General features: G+C 32.3%; 25 protein-coding genes. 15 read left to right on the top strand and 10 right to left on the bottom strand.

From position 1 onward, the window contains the following. Positions 1-88 precede the first annotated feature (88 nt). From J2Y38_RS17995 to J2Y38_RS18025, 7 genes are all read left to right on the top strand, one after another. A complete protein-coding gene (locus J2Y38_RS17995; protein WP_309845212.1) occupies positions 89-430 on the top strand; it encodes a DUF2853 family protein in 342 nt (113 codons plus the stop codon). 138 nt (positions 431-568) lie between these two features. Further along, a complete protein-coding gene (locus J2Y38_RS18000) occupies positions 569-1,423 on the top strand; it encodes a S1 RNA-binding domain-containing protein (RefSeq protein ID WP_056209177.1) in 855 nt (284 codons plus the stop codon). Positions 1,424-2,153: 730 nt separating this feature from the next. Continuing rightward, positions 2,154-2,987, top strand: coding sequence for a 1,4-dihydroxy-2-naphthoyl-CoA synthase (locus J2Y38_RS18005; RefSeq protein ID WP_017498510.1), 834 nt, complete (start codon positions 2,154-2,156; stop codon positions 2,985-2,987). A gap of 92 nt (positions 2,988-3,079) precedes the next feature. Beyond that, positions 3,080-4,042, top strand: a complete 963-nt coding sequence (menA, locus tag J2Y38_RS18010; protein ID WP_309845230.1) for a 1,4-dihydroxy-2-naphthoate octaprenyltransferase — start codon at positions 3,080-3,082, stop codon at positions 4,040-4,042. 30 nt (positions 4,043-4,072) lie between these two features. Further along, a complete protein-coding gene (locus J2Y38_RS18015; protein WP_053473249.1) occupies positions 4,073-4,750 on the top strand; it encodes a metal-dependent hydrolase in 678 nt (225 codons plus the stop codon). Between the two features lie 189 nt (positions 4,751-4,939). After that, positions 4,940-6,142, top strand: coding sequence for a tetratricopeptide repeat protein (locus J2Y38_RS18020; RefSeq protein WP_309845233.1), 1,203 nt, complete (start codon positions 4,940-4,942; stop codon positions 6,140-6,142). Positions 6,143-6,228: 86 nt separating this feature from the next. After that, positions 6,229-7,293, top strand: a complete 1,065-nt coding sequence (locus J2Y38_RS18025) for an o-succinylbenzoate synthase (protein ID WP_309845236.1) — start codon at positions 6,229-6,231, stop codon at positions 7,291-7,293. 61 nt (positions 7,294-7,354) lie between these two features. On the opposite strand, the gene J2Y38_RS18030 is transcribed toward J2Y38_RS18025, so the two are convergent. Both J2Y38_RS18030 and J2Y38_RS18035 read right to left on the bottom strand, forming a co-directional pair. Further along, positions 7,355-7,903 carry a hypothetical protein gene (locus J2Y38_RS18030; RefSeq protein ID WP_309845238.1) on the bottom strand — a complete coding sequence of 183 codons (549 nt, stop codon included), beginning with the start codon at positions 7,901-7,903 and terminating at the stop codon, positions 7,355-7,357. Positions 7,904-7,920: 17 nt separating this feature from the next. Next, positions 7,921-8,841 (bottom strand): OmpA family protein, encoded by a 921-nt coding sequence (locus tag J2Y38_RS18035; protein WP_309845240.1) that lies wholly within the window; start codon positions 8,839-8,841, stop codon positions 7,921-7,923. A 195-nt stretch (positions 8,842-9,036) separates the two neighbouring features. Here J2Y38_RS18035 and J2Y38_RS18040 point away from each other — a divergent pair, with 195 nt between their 5' ends. Together J2Y38_RS18040 and J2Y38_RS18045 are read left to right on the top strand one after the other, a co-directional pair. Next, entirely contained in the window at positions 9,037-9,507 is a 471-nt protein-coding gene (locus tag J2Y38_RS18040; protein ID WP_309845242.1) for a CYTH domain-containing protein, read from the top strand. 3 nt (positions 9,508-9,510) lie between these two features. Then, positions 9,511-10,479, top strand: coding sequence for a YpdA family putative bacillithiol disulfide reductase (locus tag J2Y38_RS18045; protein WP_309845244.1), 969 nt, complete (start codon positions 9,511-9,513; stop codon positions 10,477-10,479). Between the two features lie 168 nt (positions 10,480-10,647). On the opposite strand, the gene J2Y38_RS18050 is transcribed toward J2Y38_RS18045, so the two are convergent. Together J2Y38_RS18050 and msrA are read right to left on the bottom strand one after the other, a co-directional pair. Continuing rightward, positions 10,648-12,222: a protein adenylyltransferase SelO family protein gene (locus J2Y38_RS18050; protein ID WP_309845245.1), complete on the bottom strand. Its 1,575-nt coding sequence runs from the start codon at positions 12,220-12,222 to the stop codon at positions 10,648-10,650. Positions 12,223-12,359: 137 nt separating this feature from the next. Continuing rightward, positions 12,360-12,893, bottom strand: coding sequence for a peptide-methionine (S)-S-oxide reductase MsrA (gene msrA / locus J2Y38_RS18055; RefSeq protein WP_309845246.1), 534 nt, complete (start codon positions 12,891-12,893; stop codon positions 12,360-12,362). A gap of 185 nt (positions 12,894-13,078) precedes the next feature. Here msrA and J2Y38_RS18060 point away from each other — a divergent pair, with 185 nt between their 5' ends. After that, positions 13,079-14,566, top strand: coding sequence for an aminotransferase class V-fold PLP-dependent enzyme (locus J2Y38_RS18060; protein ID WP_309845248.1), 1,488 nt, complete (start codon positions 13,079-13,081; stop codon positions 14,564-14,566). Positions 14,567-14,846: 280 nt separating this feature from the next. Here the strand turns inward: J2Y38_RS18060 and J2Y38_RS18065 are convergent, their stop codons facing one another. Genes J2Y38_RS18065 through J2Y38_RS18085 form a run of 5 tightly spaced genes read right to left on the bottom strand, consistent with a single transcriptional unit; the run spans position 14,847 to position 17,743 of the window. Further along, the gene (locus J2Y38_RS18065; protein WP_291145554.1) at positions 14,847-15,317 is read right to left on the bottom strand and encodes a nuclear transport factor 2 family protein; all 471 of its coding nucleotides are present in this window, start codon (positions 15,315-15,317) and stop codon (positions 14,847-14,849) included. A 52-nt stretch (positions 15,318-15,369) separates the two neighbouring features. Further along, on the bottom strand, positions 15,370-15,894 hold the full coding sequence (locus J2Y38_RS18070) for a hypothetical protein (protein ID WP_309845250.1): 525 nt from the start codon (positions 15,892-15,894) through the stop codon (positions 15,370-15,372). An 11-nt stretch (positions 15,895-15,905) separates the two neighbouring features. Then, the gene (locus J2Y38_RS18075) at positions 15,906-16,382 is read right to left on the bottom strand and encodes a hypothetical protein (protein ID WP_309845588.1); all 477 of its coding nucleotides are present in this window, start codon (positions 16,380-16,382) and stop codon (positions 15,906-15,908) included. 6 nt (positions 16,383-16,388) lie between these two features. Further along, positions 16,389-17,066 (bottom strand): peptidoglycan DD-metalloendopeptidase family protein, encoded by a 678-nt coding sequence (locus tag J2Y38_RS18080; protein ID WP_309845252.1) that lies wholly within the window; start codon positions 17,064-17,066, stop codon positions 16,389-16,391. 11 nt (positions 17,067-17,077) lie between these two features. Beyond that, entirely contained in the window at positions 17,078-17,743 is a 666-nt protein-coding gene (locus J2Y38_RS18085; RefSeq protein ID WP_309845255.1) for a fused MFS/spermidine synthase, read from the bottom strand. A gap of 66 nt (positions 17,744-17,809) precedes the next feature. Between J2Y38_RS18085 and J2Y38_RS18090 the strand changes: the two genes are divergently transcribed. After that, entirely contained in the window at positions 17,810-18,361 is a 552-nt protein-coding gene (locus J2Y38_RS18090; protein ID WP_309845258.1) for a 1-acyl-sn-glycerol-3-phosphate acyltransferase, read from the top strand. Positions 18,362-18,444: 83 nt separating this feature from the next. Here J2Y38_RS18090 and J2Y38_RS18095 read toward each other — a convergent pair whose 3' ends face one another. Continuing rightward, entirely contained in the window at positions 18,445-18,903 is a 459-nt protein-coding gene (locus J2Y38_RS18095) for a helix-turn-helix transcriptional regulator (protein ID WP_309845261.1), read from the bottom strand. Between the two features lie 312 nt (positions 18,904-19,215). Between J2Y38_RS18095 and J2Y38_RS18100 the strand changes: the two genes are divergently transcribed. The 4 genes from J2Y38_RS18100 (at position 19,216) to J2Y38_RS18115 (ending at position 24,151) form a co-directional block, all read left to right on the top strand. Next, entirely contained in the window at positions 19,216-20,370 is a 1,155-nt protein-coding gene (locus tag J2Y38_RS18100; RefSeq protein ID WP_309845264.1) for a M14 family metallopeptidase, read from the top strand. A gap of 77 nt (positions 20,371-20,447) precedes the next feature. Continuing rightward, positions 20,448-20,927, top strand: a complete 480-nt coding sequence (locus J2Y38_RS18105; RefSeq protein WP_007805990.1) for an Lrp/AsnC family transcriptional regulator — start codon at positions 20,448-20,450, stop codon at positions 20,925-20,927. 93 nt (positions 20,928-21,020) lie between these two features. Further along, on the top strand, positions 21,021-23,606 hold the full coding sequence (locus J2Y38_RS18110) for a phosphoenolpyruvate carboxylase (protein WP_309845298.1): 2,586 nt from the start codon (positions 21,021-21,023) through the stop codon (positions 23,604-23,606). A gap of 29 nt (positions 23,607-23,635) precedes the next feature. After that, positions 23,636-24,151 (top strand): DinB family protein, encoded by a 516-nt coding sequence (locus J2Y38_RS18115; protein ID WP_256634956.1) that lies wholly within the window; start codon positions 23,636-23,638, stop codon positions 24,149-24,151. The last annotated feature ends 129 nt before the right edge of the window (positions 24,152-24,280 follow it).

Here is a 24,280-nt window from a genome sequence, read left to right on the forward strand (position 1 = left end):
TGTAAGTTAAATTGTGTTAAATATTTGTTTTAACTCGTAATAATATTTAGATTTGGTTGCATAATTAGTAACCAATATTAAATTTATTATGAGCAAAAGAGAAGAATTAATTAAGAAGTATGCAGCAGATTTAAAAGACAAATGCGGAGTAACTCCAAATATGGATTTGTTAACAAAAGTAACAATTGGCTGTGGGCCGGCAATTTATAATGCTGATGCATCTACAGTAGCAGGAAATCAAGATTCAGAGATTCACACAGTTAAAAATAATTTCCTTATTAAAAAATTAGGTTTAGCAGATACTCCGGCTTTAGATGAAGCTATTCATGCGGTTTTAGAAAAATACGGAAAATCAAACAAACACAAATACAGAGCTGTAGTTTACTATTTACTGACAGTACACTTTAAAAAAGAAAGTGTTTATAAATAACAAAAGTAAAAGCGTCAATTTTGACGCTTTTTTCTTTTTATATGCCTTAATCCAAAACATTTTTCATTTACCATTTCAAACTTCGTACATTTGCACCTTAGAAGCTTAGATGCTTTTCAACTTAGAATCTTAAGAAAAATGCTTGAAATAGGAAAATACAATACACTAACTATATTACGTGATACAAAAGTTGGTCTTTTTTTAGGGAATCCTGAAAAAGATCCAGACGGAATTCACGATGTTTTATTACCAAATAAATATGTTCCAAATGAATTTGAAATAGGCGAAGAACTTGTCGTTTTTGTTTATTTAGATCATGAACAACGCCCTGTGGCGACTACGCTTGAACCCTATATTTTACTGAATGAGTTTGCACTTTTAAGAGTAAACTACATTAATAATGTTGGTGCTTTTATGGATTGGGGAATGGAAAAAGATATTCTGGTTCCGTTTAAAGAACAGGCGCGCCCAATGGAAAAAGGAAAACGCTACCTTGTTTATCTTTATAAAGATGAGAAAACCAATCGTTTAGTAGCTTCAAGTAAGTTGAACCAATTTTTAAATAACGATCAGCTTACAGTTGAAAAAGGAGAAGAAGTTGATTTGATAGTTTCTCACATTACAGAATTGGGAATAAATGTGATCATCAATGAACAGCATAAAGGACTTTTATACAAAGATGAAGTTTATGATGATTCGATAAGAACCGGCGACAGAATGCGTGGTTATATTAAAACCATTCGTCCTGACAATAAAATTGATGTTGCCTTGCAAATTCAGGGTTACCAAAGTATTGAACCAAATGCAGAGAAGATTTTAGATGAATTAAGAGCCAACCGTGGTTTTTTACGTTTAAATGATAATTCACATCCTGAAGACATAAAAACGGTTTTAAAAATGAGTAAAAAAACTTTTAAAAAGGCTGTAGGGGCTTTATATAAAGAGAAACTTATTGAAATTAAAGAAGATGGAATTTATCTGGTAAAAGAATAAAATTTAAAATATTGGAATTTACTTAACCCGTTATAACAAGAAAGGCTGCTCATTACAAGCAGCCTTTCCCTTTTTATTCTAGTTTTAAAAAAAATTGTAATTAAAAAAAAACAGAAATAAAATAATTCGAATTCATCTTGAAAGCAGCAACTTTACGAATTTTAGAAACTTCTTTCTTGATGGTATGTCTTTAAACAATTATTGCGTTTATCTTAAAAGCAAAAAATTAATTTCACGGCTAATCCATTTGGTTTAATAAAATAACTTATAGAAAGTTTTAGTTAGCATTTTTTCCTCTTTTCGTAATCAATTTGATACTAATTACAAAACAATTCTAGCGTTTAACCTTAGGTGTTACTATCTCCTTTTTGAAGTTTTGACAAACGAGTAAATCATTTGCTCATTCCTAACAGGTTTACTATTTAAAACCATAAAAAAATGAGCGACAAATTTTTTAAATTTTCTCAAAAAAATCATTTTTTAGGTTAATAAATCAGTGAAAGAAAATCAATCTTATGTCAACAAAATAAATTGTATCTTGTTGATTTCTAGGCTGTAAAATTACTCATTATTTTTTAATACTAATGTTAAAAAGTGTTATTTTTTGTACAGGAAGATCAATTGTTAACATTGAATGGAAAAATAGCTGTGACTTAAACAAAATTGAATAGGAAAAAATGTAAAAAATGGTTTATTTTTACACTATAATTTTTAAATAAAATAAACAGAAATGGATTGGATTACAGCCAGAGAATTTGAAGATATAACCTATAAAAAATGTAACGGAGTTGCCAGAATCGCCTTTAACAGACCAAATGTTAGAAATGCTTTCAGACCTAAAACAACTTCAGAATTATACCAGGCTTTTTATGATGCACAAGAAGATACTTCAATTGGAGTAGTTTTGCTTTCTGCAGAAGGGCCATCAACAAAAGATGGTGTTTACTCTTTTTGCAGCGGAGGCGATCAAAATGCGCGTGGACATCAGGGATATGTTGGAGAAGACGGTCAGCATCGTTTAAATATTCTTGAAGTACAGCGTTTAATTCGTTTTATGCCAAAAGTAGTTATTGCAGTTGTTCCGGGCTGGGCTGTAGGCGGCGGACATAGTTTACACGTAGTTTGCGATATGACCCTGGCAAGTAAAGAACATGCCATTTTTAAACAAACAGATGCTGATGTTACCAGCTTTGACGGTGGTTACGGATCTGCTTATTTAGCTAAAATGGTTGGGCAGAAAAAAGCACGTGAAATTTTCTTTTTAGGAAGAAATTATTCAGCTCAGGAAGCTATGGATATGGGAATGGTAAATGCCGTAATTCCTCATGATGAACTAGAAGCTACTGCATACGAATGGGCACAGGAAATCCTTCAAAAATCTCCAACTTCTATCAAAATGCTAAAATTCGCCATGAACTTAACCGACGACGGAATGGTTGGACAACAGGTTTTTGCTGGTGAAGCAACACGTTTAGCCTATATGACCGAAGAAGCAAAAGAAGGAAGAAATGCCTTTTTAGAAAAAAGAAAGCCAAACTTTGGCGAAAATAAATGGCTGCCATAAATTAATAAATTGTTTCAGGTTTCAAGTTTCATGTTACACGTTCTGTAAAAACTTGAAATCTGAAACTTTAAACCAAATAAACTAAAAAATAAATGAAACACTGGATTGAAGCCGCTAGACTGCGCACATTGCCTTTATCAGTTTCCGGAATTATAGTTGGAAGTATTTATGCACTTTCAAACCCAACAGAAACGATTAATACGCCAACAGAAGTTTTTAGTTGGAAAATTTTTGGTTTCGCACTTTTAACAACACTTGGACTTCAGGTACTTTCTAATTTTGCAAATGATTACGGAGACGGGGTAAAAGGAACAGACAATGCAGATCGCGTTGGTCCGCAGCGCGCCATTCAAAGTGGGGCAATTACGCCGCAAGCCATGAAAAAAGCTATAATAATTACATCGTTGCTGACTTTATTATCAGCAATTATTTTGATCTATTTTGCTTTTGGCCAGGACAATTTTGGTTATTCTATCTTTTTCCTTTTACTGGGAATCGCTGCAATTGTTTCGGCAATTCGTTATACAGTAGGAAATTCAGCTTACGGATACAGAGGATTTGGCGACTTATTTGTTTTCATTTTCTTCGGATTGGTAAGCACATTAGGCGTTAACTTTTTATATTCAAAAGAAGTAGATCCGCTTTTAATACTTCCGGCAGTTGCAATTGGATTATTGAGCGTTGGGGTTTTAAACCTTAACAATATGCGCGACGAAGAATCAGACAGAAAATCGGGTAAAAATACAATTGTAGTGCAAATGGGCGGTGCAAAAGCTAAAATTTATCACTTTTCAATCATAATAACAGCGATGGTTTTGGTTGTAATTTTTGCCATTTTAAGCGATTATAATTTCGATCAATATCTATTTTTATTGGCTTATATTCCTTTAACTAAACATTTAATTACCGTTTATAAAAATCAAAATCCTAAGCTTTTAGATCCGGAATTGAAAAAAGTGGCATTAAGCACATTTTTGCTTTCTATATTATTGACAATTTGTATGATTTCATTGATTTCAGACATCATTGTTAATCTTTTCCTTGGAGGAAGATAATTTCAAGTTCAACTTTAAAACTTTTTAAAAATGAAAATTACATTTTACGGACACGCATCTTTAGGGATCGAAGTAGGAGGAAAACATATTCTCGTTGACCCATTTATTTCTGGAAACCCACAGGCTGCAGCCATTGACATAAATACATTAAAAGCAGATTATATCTTATTAACTCACGCACACAGTGATCACGTTTTAGATGTAGATACTATTGCAAAAAACACCAATGCAGTAATTGTTTCAAATGCTGAAATTACAAGTTACTATGCAAAAAAAGGTTTTAATGCACACCCAATGAATCACGGCGGAAGCTGGAAATTTGATTTTGGAAGAGTAAAATATGTAAACGCGATTCACTCAAGTTCTTTTCCTGATGGAACTTACGGAGGTAATCCTGGTGGATTTGTAATCGAAGGCGAACACAAAAATATTTACATTGCCGGAGACACAGCGCTTACTTTTGATATGAAATTGATTCCGTTGCGTACAAAATTAGATTTAGCCATTCTTCCAATCGGAAATAATTTTACAATGGATGTTGAAGATGCTATCATAGCATCTGACTTTGTAGAATGCGACAAAATTTTAGGTTACCACTTTGATACTTTTGGTTATATCGAAATCAATCACGAAGAATCTATCCGTAAATTCTTTGATAAAGGAAAAGATTTGATGCTTTTAAATATTGGAGAATCTATAGAATTATAATAAGCTTTAAATATTCTCTTTTATAAGAAGATTCAATTATTCGTTATGTTATGTCATTCCGAGAAACGAGGAATCTTCGTTAGTAACTCGACATGCTAAATCATCGTTATGTTAGTTTCTTACGAAGATTCCTCGTTCCTCGGAATGACAAAAATGAGAATAAAATTTAAATAGCAATCATCAAGAAATATGACTTTCAAAAGAATATTTTTAATCCTTTTAATAACTTCAAACTACAGCGCCTTTGCTCAAAAAGACGGTTATTGGGACAAAGAACGTGCAACTACAAAAGAAGTTCTGGTTTCTGCAGGTGATCGACTTGTAGTAAAAACAGAAGATTTACCAGTAGGAACAACTGAAATTGTATACAGAATTACACTTCTGGACAAAAATCAGCAAATGGCCAATAGTTTGGTTTCTCTGCTAAAAGCAATTCCAGATCCATACGGAATAGGACAAGGTTCTGCCGGAGCTGTTTTTTTAATGTCTAAAATTTCAGGAGATGATCAATGCACGTATTCCTTATTTACCTCAAATGAAAATGCTAAAAAATACGTTTCTGACGGAAAAATAGATTCAGCATGTTTTTCTCAGTCAGAACCTGTTAGTAAAGACGCGAAGCGAATTTCATTGGATAAAAATTCGTGTTTAAAAGAAAACACAAAAACAATTTGGTTCGGTTTTGAAAGTAAAAATTGGTTTTTAAGCCAAAAAGTAGTTTTAGAAGTCGTGCCTTGGGTTGATGTAAAATTAAACCGCGGCTGGAATCAGGATAATAAAAATGAGATTATTAGTTTATGCAAAACATCAACAATGGCTCAAAAAATGGCTAATTCAGATGATTTTTGTGTTTGCATACTAGACAAAATCATGAAAGAATATCGTTACGCTGAATTTCAAAAACTACTGGCAGTAGAAAAAACAAAAGTTTACAAAGATTTTGGAAGTGCCTGCTATAAAGATGCCGACATTTCTAAAAACGTTTATAACGATTTAAGAAATCAGATTGCTACATTAATAAAACAGCAAAAATACAATGAAGCAATCCAGAAATTAAATATAATTATTAACGACGGAAAAGCAACGGCATTAGATTACAGTTCAATTGGTTATTGCTATATCCTGACAAAACAATATGCAAAAGCATTGAAATTTTTACAGGAAGGCGAAAAATTAGATGATACAGAGCTATTGGTAAAACTAAACTTAGCACACGTTTATTTAGTAAGCAATAATTACAGTGACGCGAAAGCAATCTATAAAAAATACCAGGACCAAAACGTTACAGACAGTCTAAGCTGGAAAGAAAAAACAAAATCTGATTTTGCCCTTTTCGAAAAAGCAGGTTTGCCCTCAAAAGACTTCGAAAAAATCCTAAAATTATTTAACTAAGTTACTAAGTTGCTGAGATACTAAGATTCTAAGTTTTTTAGTTTCTCAGCAACTTAGGGCCTTAGAATCTTAGCATCTAAAAAAAAATGAAAGCGACTTACCACAAATACATGCTCGAGTTTAAACGTCCGTCTGGGACGTCTCGCGGCGTTATGACCGAAAAAGAAACCTGGTTTATCGTTCTTGAAGAAAATGGTAAAAAAGGAATAGGAGAGTGTGGTATACTTCGTGGCTTAAGTGTTGATGATCGCGATGATTATGAAGAAAAGCTAAAATGGGCTTGCGAGAATATTCATTTAGGAGAAAAAGCGTTATGGGAATCTTTACTGGAATTTCCTTCGATTCAATTCGGAATTGAAATGGCTTTTTTATCATTAAAAAGTGAAAATCCATATTTACTTTTTCCATCAAATTTTACCAATAATACAGAGTCAATCGAGATAAATGGTTTGGTTTGGATGGGAGAACCGGCTTTCATGAAACAACAGATTGAAGAAAAATTAGCAGACGGATTCAGCTGTATCAAACTTAAAATTGGAGCAATAGATTTTCAAAAAGAATTAGAATTATTAGAATTTATCCGCAGTCATTTTTCAGCAGAAGAAATAGAAATTAGAGTTGATGCAAATGGTGTTTTTGCTTTAAATGAAGCTTTAGATAAACTCAATCAATTAAATAAATTTCAATTACATAGTATCGAACAACCTGTTAAAAAAGGAAATACTCAGGCTATGGCTGATTTATGTAAAATAACTCCTTTTCCAATTGCTTTAGATGAAGAATTGATTGGCATATTTACATTCGAAGAAAAAGAAAAATTACTGCAGGAAATCAAACCACAATATATTATTTTAAAACCAAGTTTTATTGGCGGTTTTAGAGGAACACAGGAATGGATAACATTAGCAGATAAATATAATATTGGCTGGTGGATTACCTCTGCATTAGAAAGCAATATCGGATTAAACGCAATCGCACAATGGACATTTCTTCAAAATTCAAAAATGCCCCAAGGATTAGGAACCGGAGCACTTTACACCAATAATTTTGATTCTCCGTTAGAAGTTGTAAAAGGAAAATTGTGGTACAATACAGCAACAGACTGGGATTCTGTAATTTTAGAAAAGGTACAAAGTCACAAAGATTCATAGGGTTAAAAAGCACGATATAAAACCTCTGAACCTTTGCAACTCTGCACCTTTGAACCTATTTTTACTCTTTCCCGCCAAGTAAATTTTCCTGCCATTCTTTTAGTTCCTGCCATTTTCCCTGATAAGCAAATAAAGCTTGCTTAGCCCACGTACTTGGATTATGAATAGCATAATTTTCTCCTCCGGCATCCAGAATTGACTGTAGTTTTTCTGTCGAAGATTCTGAAAGATCCTTCCAGGTTTTAATTCCTGCATCGTTAAATAAGGCTTCTATTTTTGGGCCAATTCCTTCAACAATTTTCAAATCATCTTGTTTTATTTTTTTACCTAATATGTCTGCCGCCAGCGCACTATCAAACAAAGCAGACGGCGCCTCGGAAACAAAAGATTTAGGTACAGATGCAGAAGCTTTAGCAGCCGCCAGATCTGCTTCCAAAGAAGCTATTTTAGTATTTAAATTTTTCGTATTTGCTTTACAGGCATCAAGATCTGCTTGTAAGGATGCGGCTAAAGAATCATCTTCTTTTGAGTTCAATTTTCCTAGTAAGTAACCTAAAATTCCACAGATTATACCCACTAAAATCGGTATTAAGATACATGGTAAATTCATAATAAGTATATTTTTGATTATTTGATGGTAATTACGGTTCTTCTGTTGCTTGCTTTTCCTTCCGTAGTTGCATTATCGCCAATTGGTTCATCCGGACCTTTTGATTCAGTTTCAATTCTGGAGGCTTCAATGCCATTTTTTATTAAATAATTTTTAGAAAAATCGGCTCTTTTTTGTGCCAATTCTATATTTAAATCCCGATTTCCGACATTATCACTATGCCCCACAACTAAGACAGAAGTGTTTTTTACATTTTTTAAATATTTACTAATATCATCCACTTTTTGCTGTTCTTCTTCATTTAAATTAAAGCTCGATTTATTGGTGTTAAAATGAAGAATCAACGGATTGGCATTAATTTTTTCTTTTAATGTAGACCATTCATCTGTAGAAGTTGTATCAGCAGAAGTTGTACCAATAGCCGCAAATTCGTATTCAACAGGACCAATAAGTGTATCTGCATTCGTTTTCCAACTATTGATAATTTCTCCTTTTGTGTCTAATTGAGAAGAAGCCAAACCTTTTGAAACAAAATAATTTTTGACATCATTTGCTCGTGCTAATCCAAGATTTTCAAATTTTGTTGTATTTGTTTCGTCAGAAGTAGAATAACCTGTAATGGTAACTTTTTGTTTCGGATTTGAGACTAAAAAAGTTTTAAGTTTTTCAATTCCAATTGAAATTGAATCGCTTATGGGTTGAATTGCAACAGGGTTATTTTTTAAAAATTTAAAATTATCATTGGTTTGAAATTCAAATCCGGAACCGTTTATGATAAAAGGAACAAAATTATCATTTTTAATTGCCGTAGGAGGTGCTTTTTCGACAGCAGCATTTGGCTGCGCCGCATCGCAATTGCAGCAAAACTTTATATACAAAATTGTACCTAAAATTATGACCAGAGCGATCCCTAATAGATAAAATATTTTTTTAGACATGATTTGATGAATTAAGGTTCTATCAAAATTAGCGAAAATTAAGACATGTAACATGTTAACAATCAGTAAAATTGGTTTCATTTTAGACCAAATAAATTAGAACTTGATACGAATTTTATAACTGGATTTTTAAAAATGAAATTCCACGGCTGAATTAAAATGAGTAAATTGCAGTAAAATAAATTAAGATTCAAAATGCTCGAAATAGAAAGAAAGTTTCTTGTAAAATCAGATGATTTTAAAGAACAGGCATTTGCAAAAAATAATATTGCACAAGGTTATTTAAGTTCAATTGCCGAGAGAACGGTTCGCGTTAGAATTAAAGGAGATAAAGCTTTTTTAACCATAAAAGGAATTGGTCATCAAGGTGGAATGTCTCGTTTTGAATGGGAAAATCAAATTCCGCTTGACGAAGCTGCAGAATTGTTGAAATTATGTGAAAAAGGCAAAATTGAGAAAACACGTTATGAAATTAAATTCGGGAACCATGTTTATGAAGTCGATGAATTTTATGGAGAAAATGAAGGGTTAACAATGGCTGAAATTGAACTGCAGTCCGAAGATGAAAGTTTCGAAAAACCAGATTGGCTGGGAGAAGAAGTAACAAATGACGAAAGATATTATAATGCTTATTTGAGTAAAAATCCTTTTAAAAACTGGAAATAATTTATGGCAGACCAATATGATTTAATTATTGTGGGAGGCGGGCCAATAGGTCTGGCTTGTGCAATAGAAGCTCAAAAGAAAAACTTACGTTATTTAATTATAGAAAAAGGTGCGATTGTAAATAGTATTTTCAATTACCCATTGTACATGACTTTTTTCTCTACTGCTGAAAGACTTGAAATAGGTGATATTCCGTTTAACTGTTTAGCACCAAAACCGGGTCGTCAGGAAGCTTTAGAATATTACCGAAATATTCACCGCTATTTTAATTTCAATATTAATTTATTTGAAAAAGTAAATGGAATTAAAAAAACAGGGGGTTCTATTTTTGAAATTTCTACGGACAAAAGTTCATACAAATCGAAAAATGTTGTGATTGCAACCGGTTTTTATGACATTCCGATTCACATGAATATTAAAGGCGAAGAATTACCAAAAGTTCGTCACTATTATAAAGAAGCCCACGAATATGCTTTTAGAAATATTATCATTGTTGGGGCTAATAATTCGTCTGTTGATGCTGCTTTAGAATGCTGGAGAAAAGGAGCAAACGTAACGATGGTAATTCGTAAAAATGAAATCAATAATCGAGTAAAATATTGGGTTAAACCCGATATCGAAAACCGAATTGCAGAAAGAAGTATCAAAGCCTACTTTGAATCGAATATTACGGAAATCCTTGATAATGAAGTTGAAATTGAAACTCCAAACGGAAAAGTGACAATCGAAAATGATTTTGTTCTGGCTTTAACGGGCTATAAACCAGATTTAAATTTTCTTGAAAATATTGGGATTGAACTTTCAAATGATGAATTGAAAATTCCGACTTATAATCCCGAAACTATGGAAACAAATGTTGAAGGTTTATTCCTCGCAGGCGTTGTCTGCGGAGGAATGCAAACGCATAAATGGTTTATTGAAAACTCAAGAATCCATGCAAATATGATTGTGGATTATATTACTTCGAAATAAAGGTTTGCCACGAATTTGCTTCGCCTGTTCGCTATCGCTCGAGTCACGAATTTTCACGAATTTTTTTGAAGTGTCACATCGAGCGAAGTCGAGATGCGTGTGTATTCTCGACTTCGCTCGAACTGACAAAAATATTAATTCGTGTAATTCGTGGCAAACTAAAAAAATTTAAGAACTACAAGAAAGCATAGAACATCCCACTTTAGATCTCGCCCAATCTGGTCGTTTTGCGAACCATTTTTCGTATTCCGGCTGTTCATCGTATGGCTTTTGCAATAATGTATACAGCTCGTTTATCAACGAATAATCTTCTTTATCAGCTGCATCAATAGCTAATTGTGCCATATAATTTCGAAGTACATATTTCGGATTAATTAAATTCATTTTTTGAGAACGTTCTTCATCCGATAATTCTTCAGCATTCAATCTATCCAAATAAACGGTAAACCATTTTTTCCAGGCATCTAAAATATCTCCCGAAACTTCTTCAATTTTATAAAACGAATATTGAATTTTTTCAATCGCTTTTTCTACAGAATCAGATTTTTTAACGGAACTTAAATTTCTAAAAAAGATCGTCATATCCGTTTCTGTCAATTGTAAAGTCGCTTCAAGATTATCCGTTAAATCATTATCAATTTGAGCAGAAGTTGAAATAAACAATCCTAATTTATTTAGAAACATTTCTTTATAATCTAAAATAAAATCATCCATAAATGATTCTAAGATTTTTTCTAATTCTTCAGTTTCATTAATCAAAGGATAAATCGCATTCGCTAATTGATATAAATTCCAGTGCGCAACTTGCGGCTGATTCCCGAATCTATATCTTTTATTTTGACTGTCTGTAGTATTTGGAGTCCAATTTGGATCATAATTTTCAAGCCAGCCGTAAGGCCCGTAATCAATTGTGATTCCGTGAATTGACATATTATCTGTGTTCATTACACCGTGAACAAAACCAACTCGCTGCCAATGCAAGATCATTTCGCGGGTTGTATCAGCTACTTTTTTAAAGAACTGCAAATATTGTTCTTTTGGTTCACCAGTAATTTCAGGGAAATAATGTTTGATATTGTATTCTACAAACTGCTTTAAATTTTTAAGTTCATTTCTGGCAGTCAGCATTTCAAAACTTCCAAAACGAATAAAAGAAGGCGCAACACGACATACAATCGCACCATTTTCGTAAGCAGGATTTCCGTTGTATAAAACGTCACGTAAAACCTGATCTCCGGACAGCATCAACGAAAGTGATCGGGTAGTGGGAACGCTTAAATGGTACATGGCTTCGGCACATAAATATTCTCTTATTGACGAACGTAAAACTGCCAAACCATCAGCAGTTCTGGAGTATGGTGTTTTTCCCGCACCTTTTAATTGAAGGGTAAAAAACTGATTGTTATTTTCAACCTCCGTTAAATTGATTGCGCGGCCGTCGCCTAATTGTCCCGCCCAGTTTCCGAATTGATGTCCGGCATAACACATGGCATAAGGCTTTGTTTCAGAAAGAATTTCTTTTCCTGAAAAAACATTCAAAAATTCTTCTGATTGAATTTCGTCTTTTGAAATCCCAACCAATTCGGCTACTTCTTCAGAAGCATGAATTAATTTTGGATTTGAAGGTTTTGTTGGATTTACATACGAAAATGACGTGTTTCTAACTTGACGAATTTCATTTGTTAAGTCAGTATCCGCAGGCAATTCGGCAGTAAATCGATTATTTATTTTTAAATTTTTCATTTGAGTTTTTTATAATTGACCCACAGATTTTACAGATTGAACAGGTAAAACGGATTTTTTTTAAATCTGTGTCCATCTTTATTTACCATCAAAAAAGAGAAATCCTTTTAATCCGTAAAATCTGTGGCCTATTTTTTTTAGCCAATTAATTTATCAGCATACATTTTTTTTAGTTTTTGAACTTTCGGATCGATTACAAGCTGGCAATATCTTGCTTCCTGATTGTTGTTGTAATAATCCTGATGATAATCTTCGGCTTCATAAAAGACTTCAAAAGGTTTTAACTGTGTTACAATTGGATCAGCATAAACGGGCTGAACTTCTTCGAAAACCTTTTCTGCAATTTTTTTTTGTGATTCATCATGATACAAAACTATCGAACGATATTGTGTTCCGTTGTCGCCGCCCTGACGATTTAAAGTTGTAGGATCATGGCTTGTCATGAAAACGGTTAGTAAATCATGATATGAAATTATGTCAGAATCAAAATTAACCTGAATAACTTCTGCATGACCTGTTCGTCCTGTGCATACTTCGCGGTATGCCGGATTCTTTATAAAACCATCTGAAAAACCAGATTTTATTGTCTCAACTCCTTTTAAACGCTGAATTACAGCTTCTACACACCAAAAACATCCACCACCAAAAGTGGCTGTTGATAAATTTTCCATAAATGTAAAAATAGCTTAAAGTTTACATGCCCTATTAACCTGATAGAATATTATGATAATTTATCTAAAAAAGAGGTATTTAACTAAAGATATTAAAAGTTTTCTTAAAGTTTAAAGTTTAGAATTGATAAATTCTCAATTTTAGAAAAAAGCGATATATTTGCAGTTAAACACAGGCACAACAAATGAATACCAAAAATAGTACCATCAGTCTAGAAACTTATTTTCAGGATTTTAGACAGCATATTGTTGGCATAGATCAGGAATTTATGTCACCTTTTGGCAAAAAAAATATTGTTTATACCGATTGGACTGCCAGCGGAAGGCTGTACAGACCAATTGAGGAGAAACTTTTGAATCAATTTGGACCGTTTGTTGCCAACACGCATACTGAAACTACAGTGTCTGGTACTGCCATGACAAAGGCATATCACCACGCAAGACATATAATTAAGCGTCATACCAATGCAAGTGAAGATGATGTTTTAATTACGGATGGAACCGGAATGACTGGTGTTATCAATAAATTCCAGCGTATTTTAGGTTTGAAAATTCCTGAAAACCTTAAAAATTTCACTACAGTTCCTGCTGAAAAAAAACCTATTGTTTTTATCTCTCATATGGAACATCATTCTAATCAAACATCTTGGTTGGAAACTATTGCCGATGTTGAGATTATTCCGTCTTGTGAAAAAGGGCTGTTTTGTCTAGATAATTTAGAATTGTTATTACAGAAATACAGTGACAGAACGATAAAAATTGCATCAATTACTTCTTGCTCAAATGTTACAGGTATAAAAACGCCTTTTCATGAAGCTGCAAAATTAATGCATCAATATAACGGAGTTTGTTTTGTAGATTTTGCCTGTTCTGGCCCTTATGTAGAAATCGATATGCATCCTGCAGATCCTGAATCTTATCTGGATGCAATTTTCTTTTCTCCGCACAAATTTCTTGGCGGCCCTGGAACTTCGGGGGTTTTGATTTTCAATAAGAAATTATACAATAATATGATTCCGGATTGTCCGGGTGGAGGAACAGTTAGCTGGACAAATCCTTGGGGCGAACATAAATATATAGATAATATTGAGGATCGCGAAGATGGCGGGACTCCGGGATTTCTTCAGGTTATTAAAACCGCTTTAGCAATTGAGCTGAAGGAAGAAATGGGAATTGAAAACATTTTGCAACGCGAACACGAAATTGTTGATTTTGTTTTTAGTCAGCTAGATCCTGTTGAAAATATTAAAATTTTAGCGGGTCAGCATAAAAACCGTTTGGGTGTAATTTCATTTTTTATTGAGGACTTACATTTTAATTTAGGTGTAAAATTATTGAATGATAAATTTGGGGTTCAGACACGCGGCGGATGCAGCTGTGCCGGAACTTACGGTCATTATTTATTACACGTCGATCAGGAAACTTCTAATAAACTGGTTAATGAAATTACAATTGGTGATTTAATTAAAAAACCAGGATGGATTAGAATGTCGATTCACCCAACTACAACGGATGAAGAAATTGCTTTTGTTTGCAATAGCATTATAGATTTAGCTAAAAACCATAAAACCTGGGCTTTAGATTATTCTTATAATAAAGATACTAATGAATTTGTTCATAAAAACGCTACTTCATTTGAAGATGAATTGGTGAAGAGCTGGTTTAAATGGTAGTTTTTATTGTAGCTTTTAATTTTAACGCAAAGTTCGCAAAGTTTTTTTCGCAAAGTGCGCGAAGTTTTTAGTTTAAAAACAAGTTTTTTTAAGTTCACAAAGCTGGATCTTAAAACATATAAAGTAAATAAGCCCGAAAGTTTTAAAACTCTCGGGCTTATTTTATAGTTGATAATCTCAAACGAAACTTCGAGATCTTAAAAAACTTTTACCAAACAACAACTTCGCGCACTTTGCGAAAAAAACTTAGCGAACTTTGCGTTAAAAAAGCTTTTCTAGATTACTTAGATTCCTGGAATTTCTTAAGAGAAAGTAAAGCTTGTTCCTGAATTTTTTTATGGAAAAATCCTGTCCAGCCTAATAAATATCCGGTTGGACCAAAGGCTTGTTTTGACCATTTCCAAACATCAAAATTATCGGTATGTTTGATGATTAGTCCGTCCTGAAAAACAAATTCGGCTGAAATTCTATTGATTACATTGCGGTTTGTTTTGCTGAAATTATAAGCTGCAACCCATTTTGCAGAGCCGGTAAATTCATCTGCTTTCACATCAAAGAATTCAATTTTAAGATTTCCTTTGCTTCTTATAATCAGCATTTCCCACATTTTTGAAACTTGTTCTTCTTTTAACAAACCAAACGCCGGATCAATAAAATGTATTTTTGGATGATAACATTCAGCCATTGTTTTAAAATCAGAATTGGCAAAAGCAGTATAGAACTTTGTAATTAAAGCTTCGTTGGGAGTCATAAATTTGGAAATTAGGTTATAAATATAAGGTTTATTTTATAAAATATTTTATTTATAAAACACTAATTTCTTTTGCGGTATCGTAACTCTTTTTAGATTTATCGTAAGCCGTTGAAAAATAATTCTTTTTGTTGTGTGCCGTAAAATATCCTGTTTCGTTTCCAAAAGTATTAGAGCCTCCGTTTATGATAAATCGAACAGCGTAAATATCATTTTTTTTAAGTTTGGCAAATTCAGCAGGAGTAAAGTAATAGTACGAAGTTGTTTTTCCTTCAGAAGATTCTTTTACGTTTTTGTCAGTGCAGGCAATAACATCGGCGTTAGCCAAATCTACATAAAGCCCTCCGGCAATTTTGGCTTTATCATTTGAAGTTGCAATTGTGATTTTTAAAATGCCGCCTTTATCTGTTTTTGCAATCTGAATATTGGCTTCGCCCGTAAAAGCATATTTTTCGCAGATAAATGTATATTCCTGCGTTGCCGGAAAAGGTTGAGATCCTTTTACACTCATGGTTTGCTGAGCATTTGCAAAGATTGAAATAAACAGTAATAAAAGAAGAGGCAATTTTAATTTCATATATATTTACTTTATTGTTCGGCTACTTTTGCGTCAAACTTTTCATCCCAATCCATTGATTTAATGGCAGATATTAAATTCTCTTCATTTACAAAAATGCGAAGTTCTTTGTTTGCTACTTTTTTACTGTATAAAGCGTGATAGCGGTAAATTACTTCTTGTTTGGTTTTGTAAACGCCATCTAATTTTAAATCAATGAAATTTCCATAATATTGTCTAAATCTGGTACAGGTTTTAGTCAATCGTTCTTCGGTCGTATTTTCTCTAACAGACTGAGTAACTTCGGTTTCATTAAAAGGTTTAAACTTTGATGTATTACAGGTTTCTAAAACTCTTTTGCCTAATTCGTACGCTTTTCTCTGTTGTTCTGAACTAATATCGGCGTTAGAAACTTTTTTAATTTTTAAATCTTCCGTATCTCTACTAACAGTTTTCGATTTACATCCAATTAATAACAACAAACATATAATCAATCCCGCTTTCTTCATAATCATTTAAGTTATTTTTAATAATAAGTTTGGGTCGGGGCAATTTTCTATATAAAAATTTAAATCATTTGTATTGCAGACACCGGGATAATCGCCCCATTTGTCTTCTAAGTTTTTTATAATCTGAAAGTGAACATGAGGAGCATAATCTCCGTTAACAGTTGAATTTCCTAAAGCTGCAATTTGTTCGCCTTTCTTAAAAATTGTCCCAACGGTAAGGTTTTCTATACTTTCTAACGATAAATGTCCGTATAAAGTATAAAATTTCTCGTTTTCTACTTCATGTTCTAATATTATGGTTGGCCCATAATCTCCTAAACCTTGGTTATTTTGAAAACTGTGAACCTTTCCGTCAAGCGGAGCTAAAACTGCAGTATCAACTTTTGCCCATAAATCTAGGCCAATGTGAATATTTCTTTCGGGAACAGATTCGTTTTTAAAAATGGTGCTCCTTTTATATAAGTTACGGCCTTCGATATAACCGCCATAGGCAACTTCGGCATTATTATCAGCCAGGTAATCAAAAATAAAACGTTCAAAATCTGTAGAGGTTTCAGGTTTGCTTTCGACTAAATCGGTATTGGTTACGGATAAATCTAAAGGAAGATATTTTGAAAAATCAATAGAGGCATCAATGACTTTAGTAGGTGGTAAGGCTTTTAATATAGATACAAGGGATTTCATAAAAATTAAATTTAAGCTACTTTTTCGATTATTATTAATTCATTATGAACTTCAATGCGGGGCAGCATTTTTGAAGTAAATAATTGTGCGTTTATTTCGGTAATGTATTTTCTGTTTCGAACATTATGCGCTTCATCGAGAATCATGGTATTGAATAAAATGAAGCCCTGATCTTTGAGAAGAAAACAAACTCGTTCGCTAAAAAACTTTTCGAACAAAAAGTTTGGCATATTAGTATCTTCAAAAATATCAATAATTATTAAATCGTAACGATCTTTTGTTTTTAAAACAAATTCAAAAGCATCGTCAATGATAATTTCAAGCTGTTTTATCTCGTTTAAGTTAAAATACTGATTGGCAATTTGAATCATTTCAGGATCGATTTCAACTCCGGTAATTTTACCTTTATAGTTAATTTCGTCAACAAGAGTTTTGATTACGCTTCCGCCGGCAACGCCAAGAACCAAAATATGTTCCATTTCTAATACCTTGTCATAACCAATATTTCGAAGGCCGTACCTTAATATACGTTGTAAACTTCCGTAAGAGTAATTTGTGTTTTCAGAATCTAAAACCAGTTCTCCATTTGCCCAGGTAACTTCGATTACTTTACTTCGAGCCGATTTTTTTTTGAAGATTTTAATGGGATATAGATAACTGAACAATTTTTGGATCATTTTGTAATGCTTTTACTCAAAAATACCATTTTAAATCTTTTATTTTGCAAGAAATATTAAATTTTAATGAAGAAAAGACTATACAAATTCATCTTTTTTAAGCTAATGGGCTGGAAGATAGTAGGAATAGAAAATGCTGAAGTGAAAAAATGTATATTAATGGTTATGCCGCATACCAGTAATCACGATTTTTATATAGGTCTATTTACCCGTGGTATTTCTGGCTTGCAGATGAATTGGGTTGGGAAGAAAGAATTATTCAAATTTCCGTTTGGTTATTATTTTAGAAATGTTGGTGGTGAACCGCTTGACCGCACAGGAGGATTAAATAAAGTAGATTCTATCGCTGCGATTTTTGATCGTAAAGAAGTTTTTCGTTTAGCTGTTGCGCCAGAAGGAACACGAAAGGGAGTGGCCGAAATTAAAACCGGATTTTATTATATAGCGCTTAAAGCGAATGTGCCAATTGTTCCTGTTGCTTTTGATTGGGGCAAGAAAGAAGTGAATTTAGGAAAGCCTTTTTATCCGACAGGAAATTATGAAGCCGATTGGGAAATTTTAAAACAGCATTACAAAGGTGTTTTAGGAAAAATTCCTGAAAACGGAATTCAAATCTAAATTTTTGATTTTTTTTTAGATTCGTGAGAATCTCTTAAATGAAAATTATTTTAAAAATTTTTCAAATACGCGAAATTTTCGAGCTATGGTACATAAGCCTTAAAAGTTCCGTTTTTGTAGAAAATTACAATTTTCTCAATTTCGTCTTCTTCAAAACTCAAATTTGATTTTTTGCTTTCGATTAAACTTTTAATTGGGGATTTATTTTCTTCGTTAATTATTGGAGTAAATAAATCTTTTCCAGAATAATTTTCATTTGATGAAGAAGGGGAGTCTGAATTTGTATTTTGAAAATTTGAAACAGTTTCATTTTCTGATTTAGGAAAATTCCCTTTTCCAACTAGAATCCAATATAAATCTACTTCCGGAAAAACATCCAAAATTTTCATAACAAAATCAAGACTTGGCTTGTTTCTTCCAGAGAGTAGGTGAGACATACTGGAACGCTGCACACCAATTTTGTCTGCAAATGAAGAAGCATTTAGTCCGTAATAATCCAGTATAATTTCCAGCCTTTTTACAAAATCATCGATGTTTACCATTGTAAATTCTATTTTAAATTACACGTGTTTACAAATGTAACTAAAAAGATTTGATAATACAATTTTACAGTTGTAAATCATTCAAAATAAGCTTTTATTGTGTGATTTTTACTTTACATAATCACTTATAACTAATTGAAATATAATATATTGATATTTTATACTTAAAGTAATAACAATTGTTAACCGTATTTTACAGGAATCTTTAAAATCAATCCATAAATCTGTTTACATTTCTAAATTCTCTTTATTTTTTCTTGTTTACAATTGTAAAAATAAAGATGTTTACTTTTGTAAACTAATCAAAACACAATGAATTTAGAAGAATTATTTAACCAATACAAAGAGCATTCTATTGAAGGAAGATATCTGACTTTAGATCATATTCAGCCTTTATTAGATAAATTAAATACTGATAATCAAGTTAAGGTTATTGGAAAATCTGTTTTAGGAGAACCTATATATAGTTACGAAATTGGAACTGGAAAGACACGTATCTTTTTATGGTCTCAAATGCATGGAAATGAAAGCACAACAACTAAAGCGCTTTTTGACTTTATTAATGTATTAAACAGCAAATCTGATTTTGCTGAAAAAATGCTATCTACATTTACATTTTATGCTATTCCTATTTTAAATCCTGACGGCGCCAGGCTTTATACACGCGAAAATGCGAATAAAATTGACTTAAATCGCGATTCTCAAAACCTGACACAACCTGAAAGTAATGTTTTAAGAGAAGTTTTTGAAACTTTTAAGCCTCATTACTGCTTTAATCTGCATGATCAGCGCACTATTTTTGGTGCTGGCGATACTGGCAAGCCTGCAACTGTTTCTTTTTTAGCTCCGTCTTATAATGAAGAAAGAGAAGTGAATGAAAACAGACAAAAAGCGATCAATTTAATTGCCGGAATTAACGATGAATTGCAAAAATATATTCCCGGACAAGTAGGAAGATTTGACGATTCATTCAATATAAACTGTATAGGAGACACTTTTCAGTTTTTAGGAGTTCCCACTATATTGTTTGAAGCTGGGCATTTTCCTAACGATTACGAAAGGGAAGTTACTAGAAAATACATATTTTTCTCACTAATTTCGGGCTTTAAACTGATAAGCGAAAACGATTTAGTTGTCAATAGAATTTCTGATTATTTGAATATTTCACAAAATAAAGTCGTTTTTTATGATTTTATGTATAAAAATATCAAAATAAATTATGATGGTATCGAAATTATTACGAATTTTGTCGCACAATACAAAGAAGAATTGATTGAAAATAAGATTCATTTTAATGCTTATATAGTAGAAGCAGGCGAATTGGAAAATTATTTTGGTCATTACGAATACGACGGAAATGAAGCTGTTTATTCTGATGATTATCTTAATATTCCGAAAATGAACCAAAAAGCAGATTTTTATTTAAATAAAAATACTAAATTTGTTAACGGGTTGATAAAAAGTTAATTTTTATGTGAATTTGTTGTTTTTTATATATATTTTTATACTTTGTAATAGCAATTAGTAATATTAATTAAAGAATTATGAGTAAATTTCGTTTAGATGAAGTAGATCACCAGATTTTAGATATGTTAATAGACAATACGAGAGTTCCGTTTACTGACATTGCAAAAAAACTATTGATTTCTGCTGGTACAGTACACGTTAGAGTAAAAAAGATGGAGGATGCCGGTATCATCATGGGGTCTTCATTAGCCTTAGATTACGATAAATTAGGTTATTCATTTATTGCTTATGTTGGGGTATTCCTTAATAATACATCACAAACTAAATTTGTATTAGAGCGTATCAATCAAATTCCATTCGTAACAGTTGCTTCTGTAACGACAGGAAAATTCAATATCTTTTGTAAAATTAGAGCAAAAGATACAAAACACGCAAAAGAAGTTATCTTCATGATTGATGATATCGAGGGTGTTTACAGAACTGAAACTATGATTTCATTAGAGGAAAGTATTAACGATAAGAAGCGTTTGATGCATACTATTTTCAAAAATATGTAACAATTCCTCTTGAATGCTATATTAAAATATAACCTCAAGTTTATTCTTGGGGTTTTTTTATGACCAATTAACCAACCAACTATAAAAGAATTTATGTACACGTTGCCAAAAATAGAACGTTTTAATAAAGACGTTCTCTCTAAATACCACATTTACAATAGTGTTTTCATAACATTACCATTTGATTCTATTGATAATACGGGAGTTTTACTGCCTTTATTTACAGAAACTTGCGAAACGGGATTTAAAAAGCAAGAAACTCCAAAAGAAATTTTCGATTTTTTCTCCAATAAGTTCCTGAACAATGCTTCAGAAACGGAAAAAATCGACTTAATGTTTCGATTTATTCAATATATAGAGCGCCAGATTGTATTGTTTGATGCTATTGAAGATGCTGCTTTTCCGGAAGTTAACAATATGGAAGGGCGAGGATCTTTGCGTGATATCAAAGAAAAATCAGATGCAAAAGAAAAAGACGACGAACTTGTTAATTTTTTAGAAAATTTCAATGTTCGTACGGTTTTAACAGCACATCCAACACAGTTTTATCCTGGTCCGGTTTTAGGAATTATAAACGATTTGACCGAAGCAATTCGTCAGAACGATTTATTGCAGATCAAACAATTATTGGCGCAGCTGGGAAAAACACCTTTTATTCAGCATGAAAAACCAAATCCTTACGACGAAGCGGTAAGTTTGATTTGGTACCTTGAAAATGTATTCTACGCTACTGCGGGAGAAATTGTACATTATTTACAGAAAAATATTAATGATGGAAATCAAATTCAGAATCAATTAATAAAATTAGGATTCTGGCCGGGAGGTGACCGTGACGGAAATCCATTCGTTACAACAGAGATTACACTAAAAGTTGCAGATCGTTTAAGAACTTCAATTTTAAAGTGTTATTATGTTGAAATGAGAAACTTAAAAAGAAAGCTAACTTTCTCTGGTGTAGATACTTTAGTATCTGATCTTGAACATAAACTTTACCGTTCTGTATTTTATTCTAAAGGGGAAATTTTCATCACTTTAGATGAATTATTGACCCAGCTTAATAAAATCCGAACTATAATTATTGAGAAACATCAGTCTTTATATCTGGACGAATTAGAAGCTCTTTTAGTAAAAATCAATTTATTCGGATTTCATTTTGCGACTTTAGATATTCGTCAGAATAGTAAAATTCACAACGCCGTATTTAAAGATGTTGTGACTTATTACTTGAATTCAGGTTCTGATACTTTTCCTAAAAATTACTATGAATTGACAGAAGATCAAAAAATAGATGTTCTTTCAAAAATAAAAGGAAACTTAAATCCTGCTGATTTTGAAAACGAAATTACAAGATCGACTTTAGAATCTGTTCAGGCAATTAAAACCATTCAGGAAAATAATGGGGAAGAAGGAGCGAACCGTTATATTATTAGTAATAACGAAAGTGCTCTAAACGTAATGGAAACTTTTGCGATGATTCGTTTGAATAATTGGGAGAATCCAACTGTTGACATTATTCCGCTTTTTGAATCTGTAGATGATTTGCAAAATGCTCATCAAATTATGGAGCAATTGTATACAAATCCGGAATATTCTAAGCATTTAAAATCAAGAGGAAACGAACAGACAATTATGCTTGGTTTCTCTGACGGTACAAAAGACGGCGGTTATTTAATGGCTAACTGGAGTATTTATCAAGCAAAAATTTCGCTGACTGAAATTTCAAGAAAATACGGAATTAAAGCGATTTTCTTTGATGGTCGCGGTGGACCTCCTGCTCGTGGTGGTGGTAAAACACACAAATTTTACGCTTCTTTAGGCCCAAAAATTGAAAACAAAGAAATTCAAATCACGGTTCAGGGACAAACGATTAGTTCTAATTTTGGAACTTTAGATTCTTGCCGTTTTAATATTGAAAACTTATTAAGTGCAGGTGTAACCAATCAGGTTTTTGGTAAAGAAAAGAATGAGTTAACTCCAGAAGAAACTCAAATCTTAACGCAATTAGCTGATTTAGGTTATGATAAATATTTAAGTTTTAAGAATCACCCGAAATTTATTCCATATTTGGAAAAAATGAGTACGTTGAAATATTATTCTAAAACTAATATTGGAAGCCGACCTTCAAAAAGAAGCAAATCTGAATCATTAGATTTTGCTGATTTAAGAGCAATTCCGTTCGTGGGTTCCTGGAGTCAGTTAAAACAAAACGTACCAGGATTTTTTGGAGTAGGAACTGCTTTAAAACATTTTGAAGAATCAGGACAATGGGATAAAGTAAGCGATTTGTACCACAATTCATTATTCTTTAAAACGTTGTTGGAGAACAGTATGATGTCATTGGCAAAATCATTTTTACCGTTAACAGCATACATGAGAAAAGATCCTGAGTTTGGTGAATTCTGGCAGATTATCTATGATGAATTCTCTGAAACAAAACGTCTTTTATTGAAAATTGCAGGTCATAAAACCTTAATGGAAAATTATCCTGATGGTATAGCATCTATTCAAATAAGAGAACGTATTGTATTGCCATTGTTGACAATACAACAATATGCATTGTTGAAAATTAATGAATTGAACAAAGAAAATTCTGCGAATGAGGAACTAATCAAAGTTTACGAAAAAATCGTAACTAGATCTCTTTTCGGAAACACAAATGCAAGTAGAAATTCAGCTTAATCTTAATTGTAAACTTTAAAATTATAAAAATGATTGCAAGTCAGTTACTAGAAAATGAATATTCAGGTCATTTTGGAACTTATATCAGAGAAGCCGGAGATGGAAAATTAATTGAAGAATTAGAAATTTCTCTTCATGATTTTATCCGATTTGTTCAAAACATTCCAATGGATAAATTTGATTATCGCTACGCAGAAGGGAAGTGGACAATTAAAGATATTATTCAGCATATTATAGATACTGAACGTATTTTTGCTTATCGTGCTTTGAGATTTTCAAGAAATGACAAAACGCCTTTGCCTAGTTTTGAAGAAGATGATTACGCAAACAATACAGAATCAAATAAAAGAAGTATTCAGGATTTGTTGACCGAACTTTCAGCTTTAAGACATTCAACTTTATTGTTTTACAAAAGTTTATCTGAAGATCAGCTTAAAAGACTTGGAACGGCTTCTGGCAATCAAATTTCTGTTCGAGCTTTAGGTTTTGTTATAATTGGACATCAAAAACATCATCAAAAAGTTTTTGAAGAAAGATATTTGTAAAAGCTAAAATTATAAAAACTAAAAAAATCCTGTGAAGTAAATTCACAGGATTTTTTTGCTTTTGTCATTTTGAGAAACAAGAAATCGCACTAGAAACTCGACAAAGATTGACGATTCACTATGAGGAAA

The organism is Flavobacterium sp. 2755, assembly GCF_031455715.1.
Classification (GTDB): Bacteria; Bacteroidota; Bacteroidia; order Flavobacteriales; family Flavobacteriaceae; genus Flavobacterium.

Excerpts from the sequence above, each read along its gene's own strand:
- J2Y38_RS17995 (WP_309845212.1), top strand. The coding sequence starts at position 89 with ATGAGCAAAAGAGAAGAATTAATTAAGAAGTATGCAGCAGATTTAAAA.
- J2Y38_RS18000 (WP_056209177.1), top strand. The coding sequence starts at position 569 with ATGCTTGAAATAGGAAAATACAATACACTAACTATATTACGTGATACA.
- J2Y38_RS18005 (WP_017498510.1), top strand. The coding sequence starts at position 2,154 with ATGGATTGGATTACAGCCAGAGAATTTGAAGATATAACCTATAAAAAA.
- menA (WP_309845230.1), top strand. The coding sequence starts at position 3,080 with ATGAAACACTGGATTGAAGCCGCTAGACTGCGCACATTGCCTTTATCA.
- J2Y38_RS18015 (WP_053473249.1), top strand. The coding sequence starts at position 4,073 with ATGAAAATTACATTTTACGGACACGCATCTTTAGGGATCGAAGTAGGA.
- J2Y38_RS18020 (WP_309845233.1), top strand. The coding sequence starts at position 4,940 with ATGACTTTCAAAAGAATATTTTTAATCCTTTTAATAACTTCAAACTAC.
- J2Y38_RS18025 (WP_309845236.1), top strand. The coding sequence starts at position 6,229 with ATGAAAGCGACTTACCACAAATACATGCTCGAGTTTAAACGTCCGTCT.
- J2Y38_RS18030 (WP_309845238.1), bottom strand. The coding sequence starts at position 7,903 with ATGAATTTACCATGTATCTTAATACCGATTTTAGTGGGTATAATCTGT.
- J2Y38_RS18035 (WP_309845240.1), bottom strand. The coding sequence starts at position 8,841 with ATGTCTAAAAAAATATTTTATCTATTAGGGATCGCTCTGGTCATAATT.
- J2Y38_RS18040 (WP_309845242.1), top strand. The coding sequence starts at position 9,037 with ATGCTCGAAATAGAAAGAAAGTTTCTTGTAAAATCAGATGATTTTAAA.
- J2Y38_RS18045 (WP_309845244.1), top strand. The coding sequence starts at position 9,511 with ATGGCAGACCAATATGATTTAATTATTGTGGGAGGCGGGCCAATAGGT.
- J2Y38_RS18050 (WP_309845245.1), bottom strand. The coding sequence starts at position 12,222 with ATGAAAAATTTAAAAATAAATAATCGATTTACTGCCGAATTGCCTGCG.
- msrA (WP_309845246.1), bottom strand. The coding sequence starts at position 12,893 with ATGGAAAATTTATCAACAGCCACTTTTGGTGGTGGATGTTTTTGGTGT.
- J2Y38_RS18060 (WP_309845248.1), top strand. The coding sequence starts at position 13,079 with ATGAATACCAAAAATAGTACCATCAGTCTAGAAACTTATTTTCAGGAT.
- J2Y38_RS18065 (WP_291145554.1), bottom strand. The coding sequence starts at position 15,317 with ATGACTCCCAACGAAGCTTTAATTACAAAGTTCTATACTGCTTTTGCC.
- J2Y38_RS18070 (WP_309845250.1), bottom strand. The coding sequence starts at position 15,894 with ATGAAATTAAAATTGCCTCTTCTTTTATTACTGTTTATTTCAATCTTT.
- J2Y38_RS18075 (WP_309845588.1), bottom strand. The coding sequence starts at position 16,382 with ATGAAGAAAGCGGGATTGATTATATGTTTGTTGTTATTAATTGGATGT.
- J2Y38_RS18080 (WP_309845252.1), bottom strand. The coding sequence starts at position 17,066 with ATGAAATCCCTTGTATCTATATTAAAAGCCTTACCACCTACTAAAGTC.
- J2Y38_RS18085 (WP_309845255.1), bottom strand. The coding sequence starts at position 17,743 with ATGATCCAAAAATTGTTCAGTTATCTATATCCCATTAAAATCTTCAAA.
- J2Y38_RS18090 (WP_309845258.1), top strand. The coding sequence starts at position 17,810 with ATGAAGAAAAGACTATACAAATTCATCTTTTTTAAGCTAATGGGCTGG.
- J2Y38_RS18095 (WP_309845261.1), bottom strand. The coding sequence starts at position 18,903 with ATGGTAAACATCGATGATTTTGTAAAAAGGCTGGAAATTATACTGGAT.
- J2Y38_RS18100 (WP_309845264.1), top strand. The coding sequence starts at position 19,216 with ATGAATTTAGAAGAATTATTTAACCAATACAAAGAGCATTCTATTGAA.
- J2Y38_RS18105 (WP_007805990.1), top strand. The coding sequence starts at position 20,448 with ATGAGTAAATTTCGTTTAGATGAAGTAGATCACCAGATTTTAGATATG.
- J2Y38_RS18110 (WP_309845298.1), top strand. The coding sequence starts at position 21,021 with ATGTACACGTTGCCAAAAATAGAACGTTTTAATAAAGACGTTCTCTCT.
- J2Y38_RS18115 (WP_256634956.1), top strand. The coding sequence starts at position 23,636 with ATGATTGCAAGTCAGTTACTAGAAAATGAATATTCAGGTCATTTTGGA.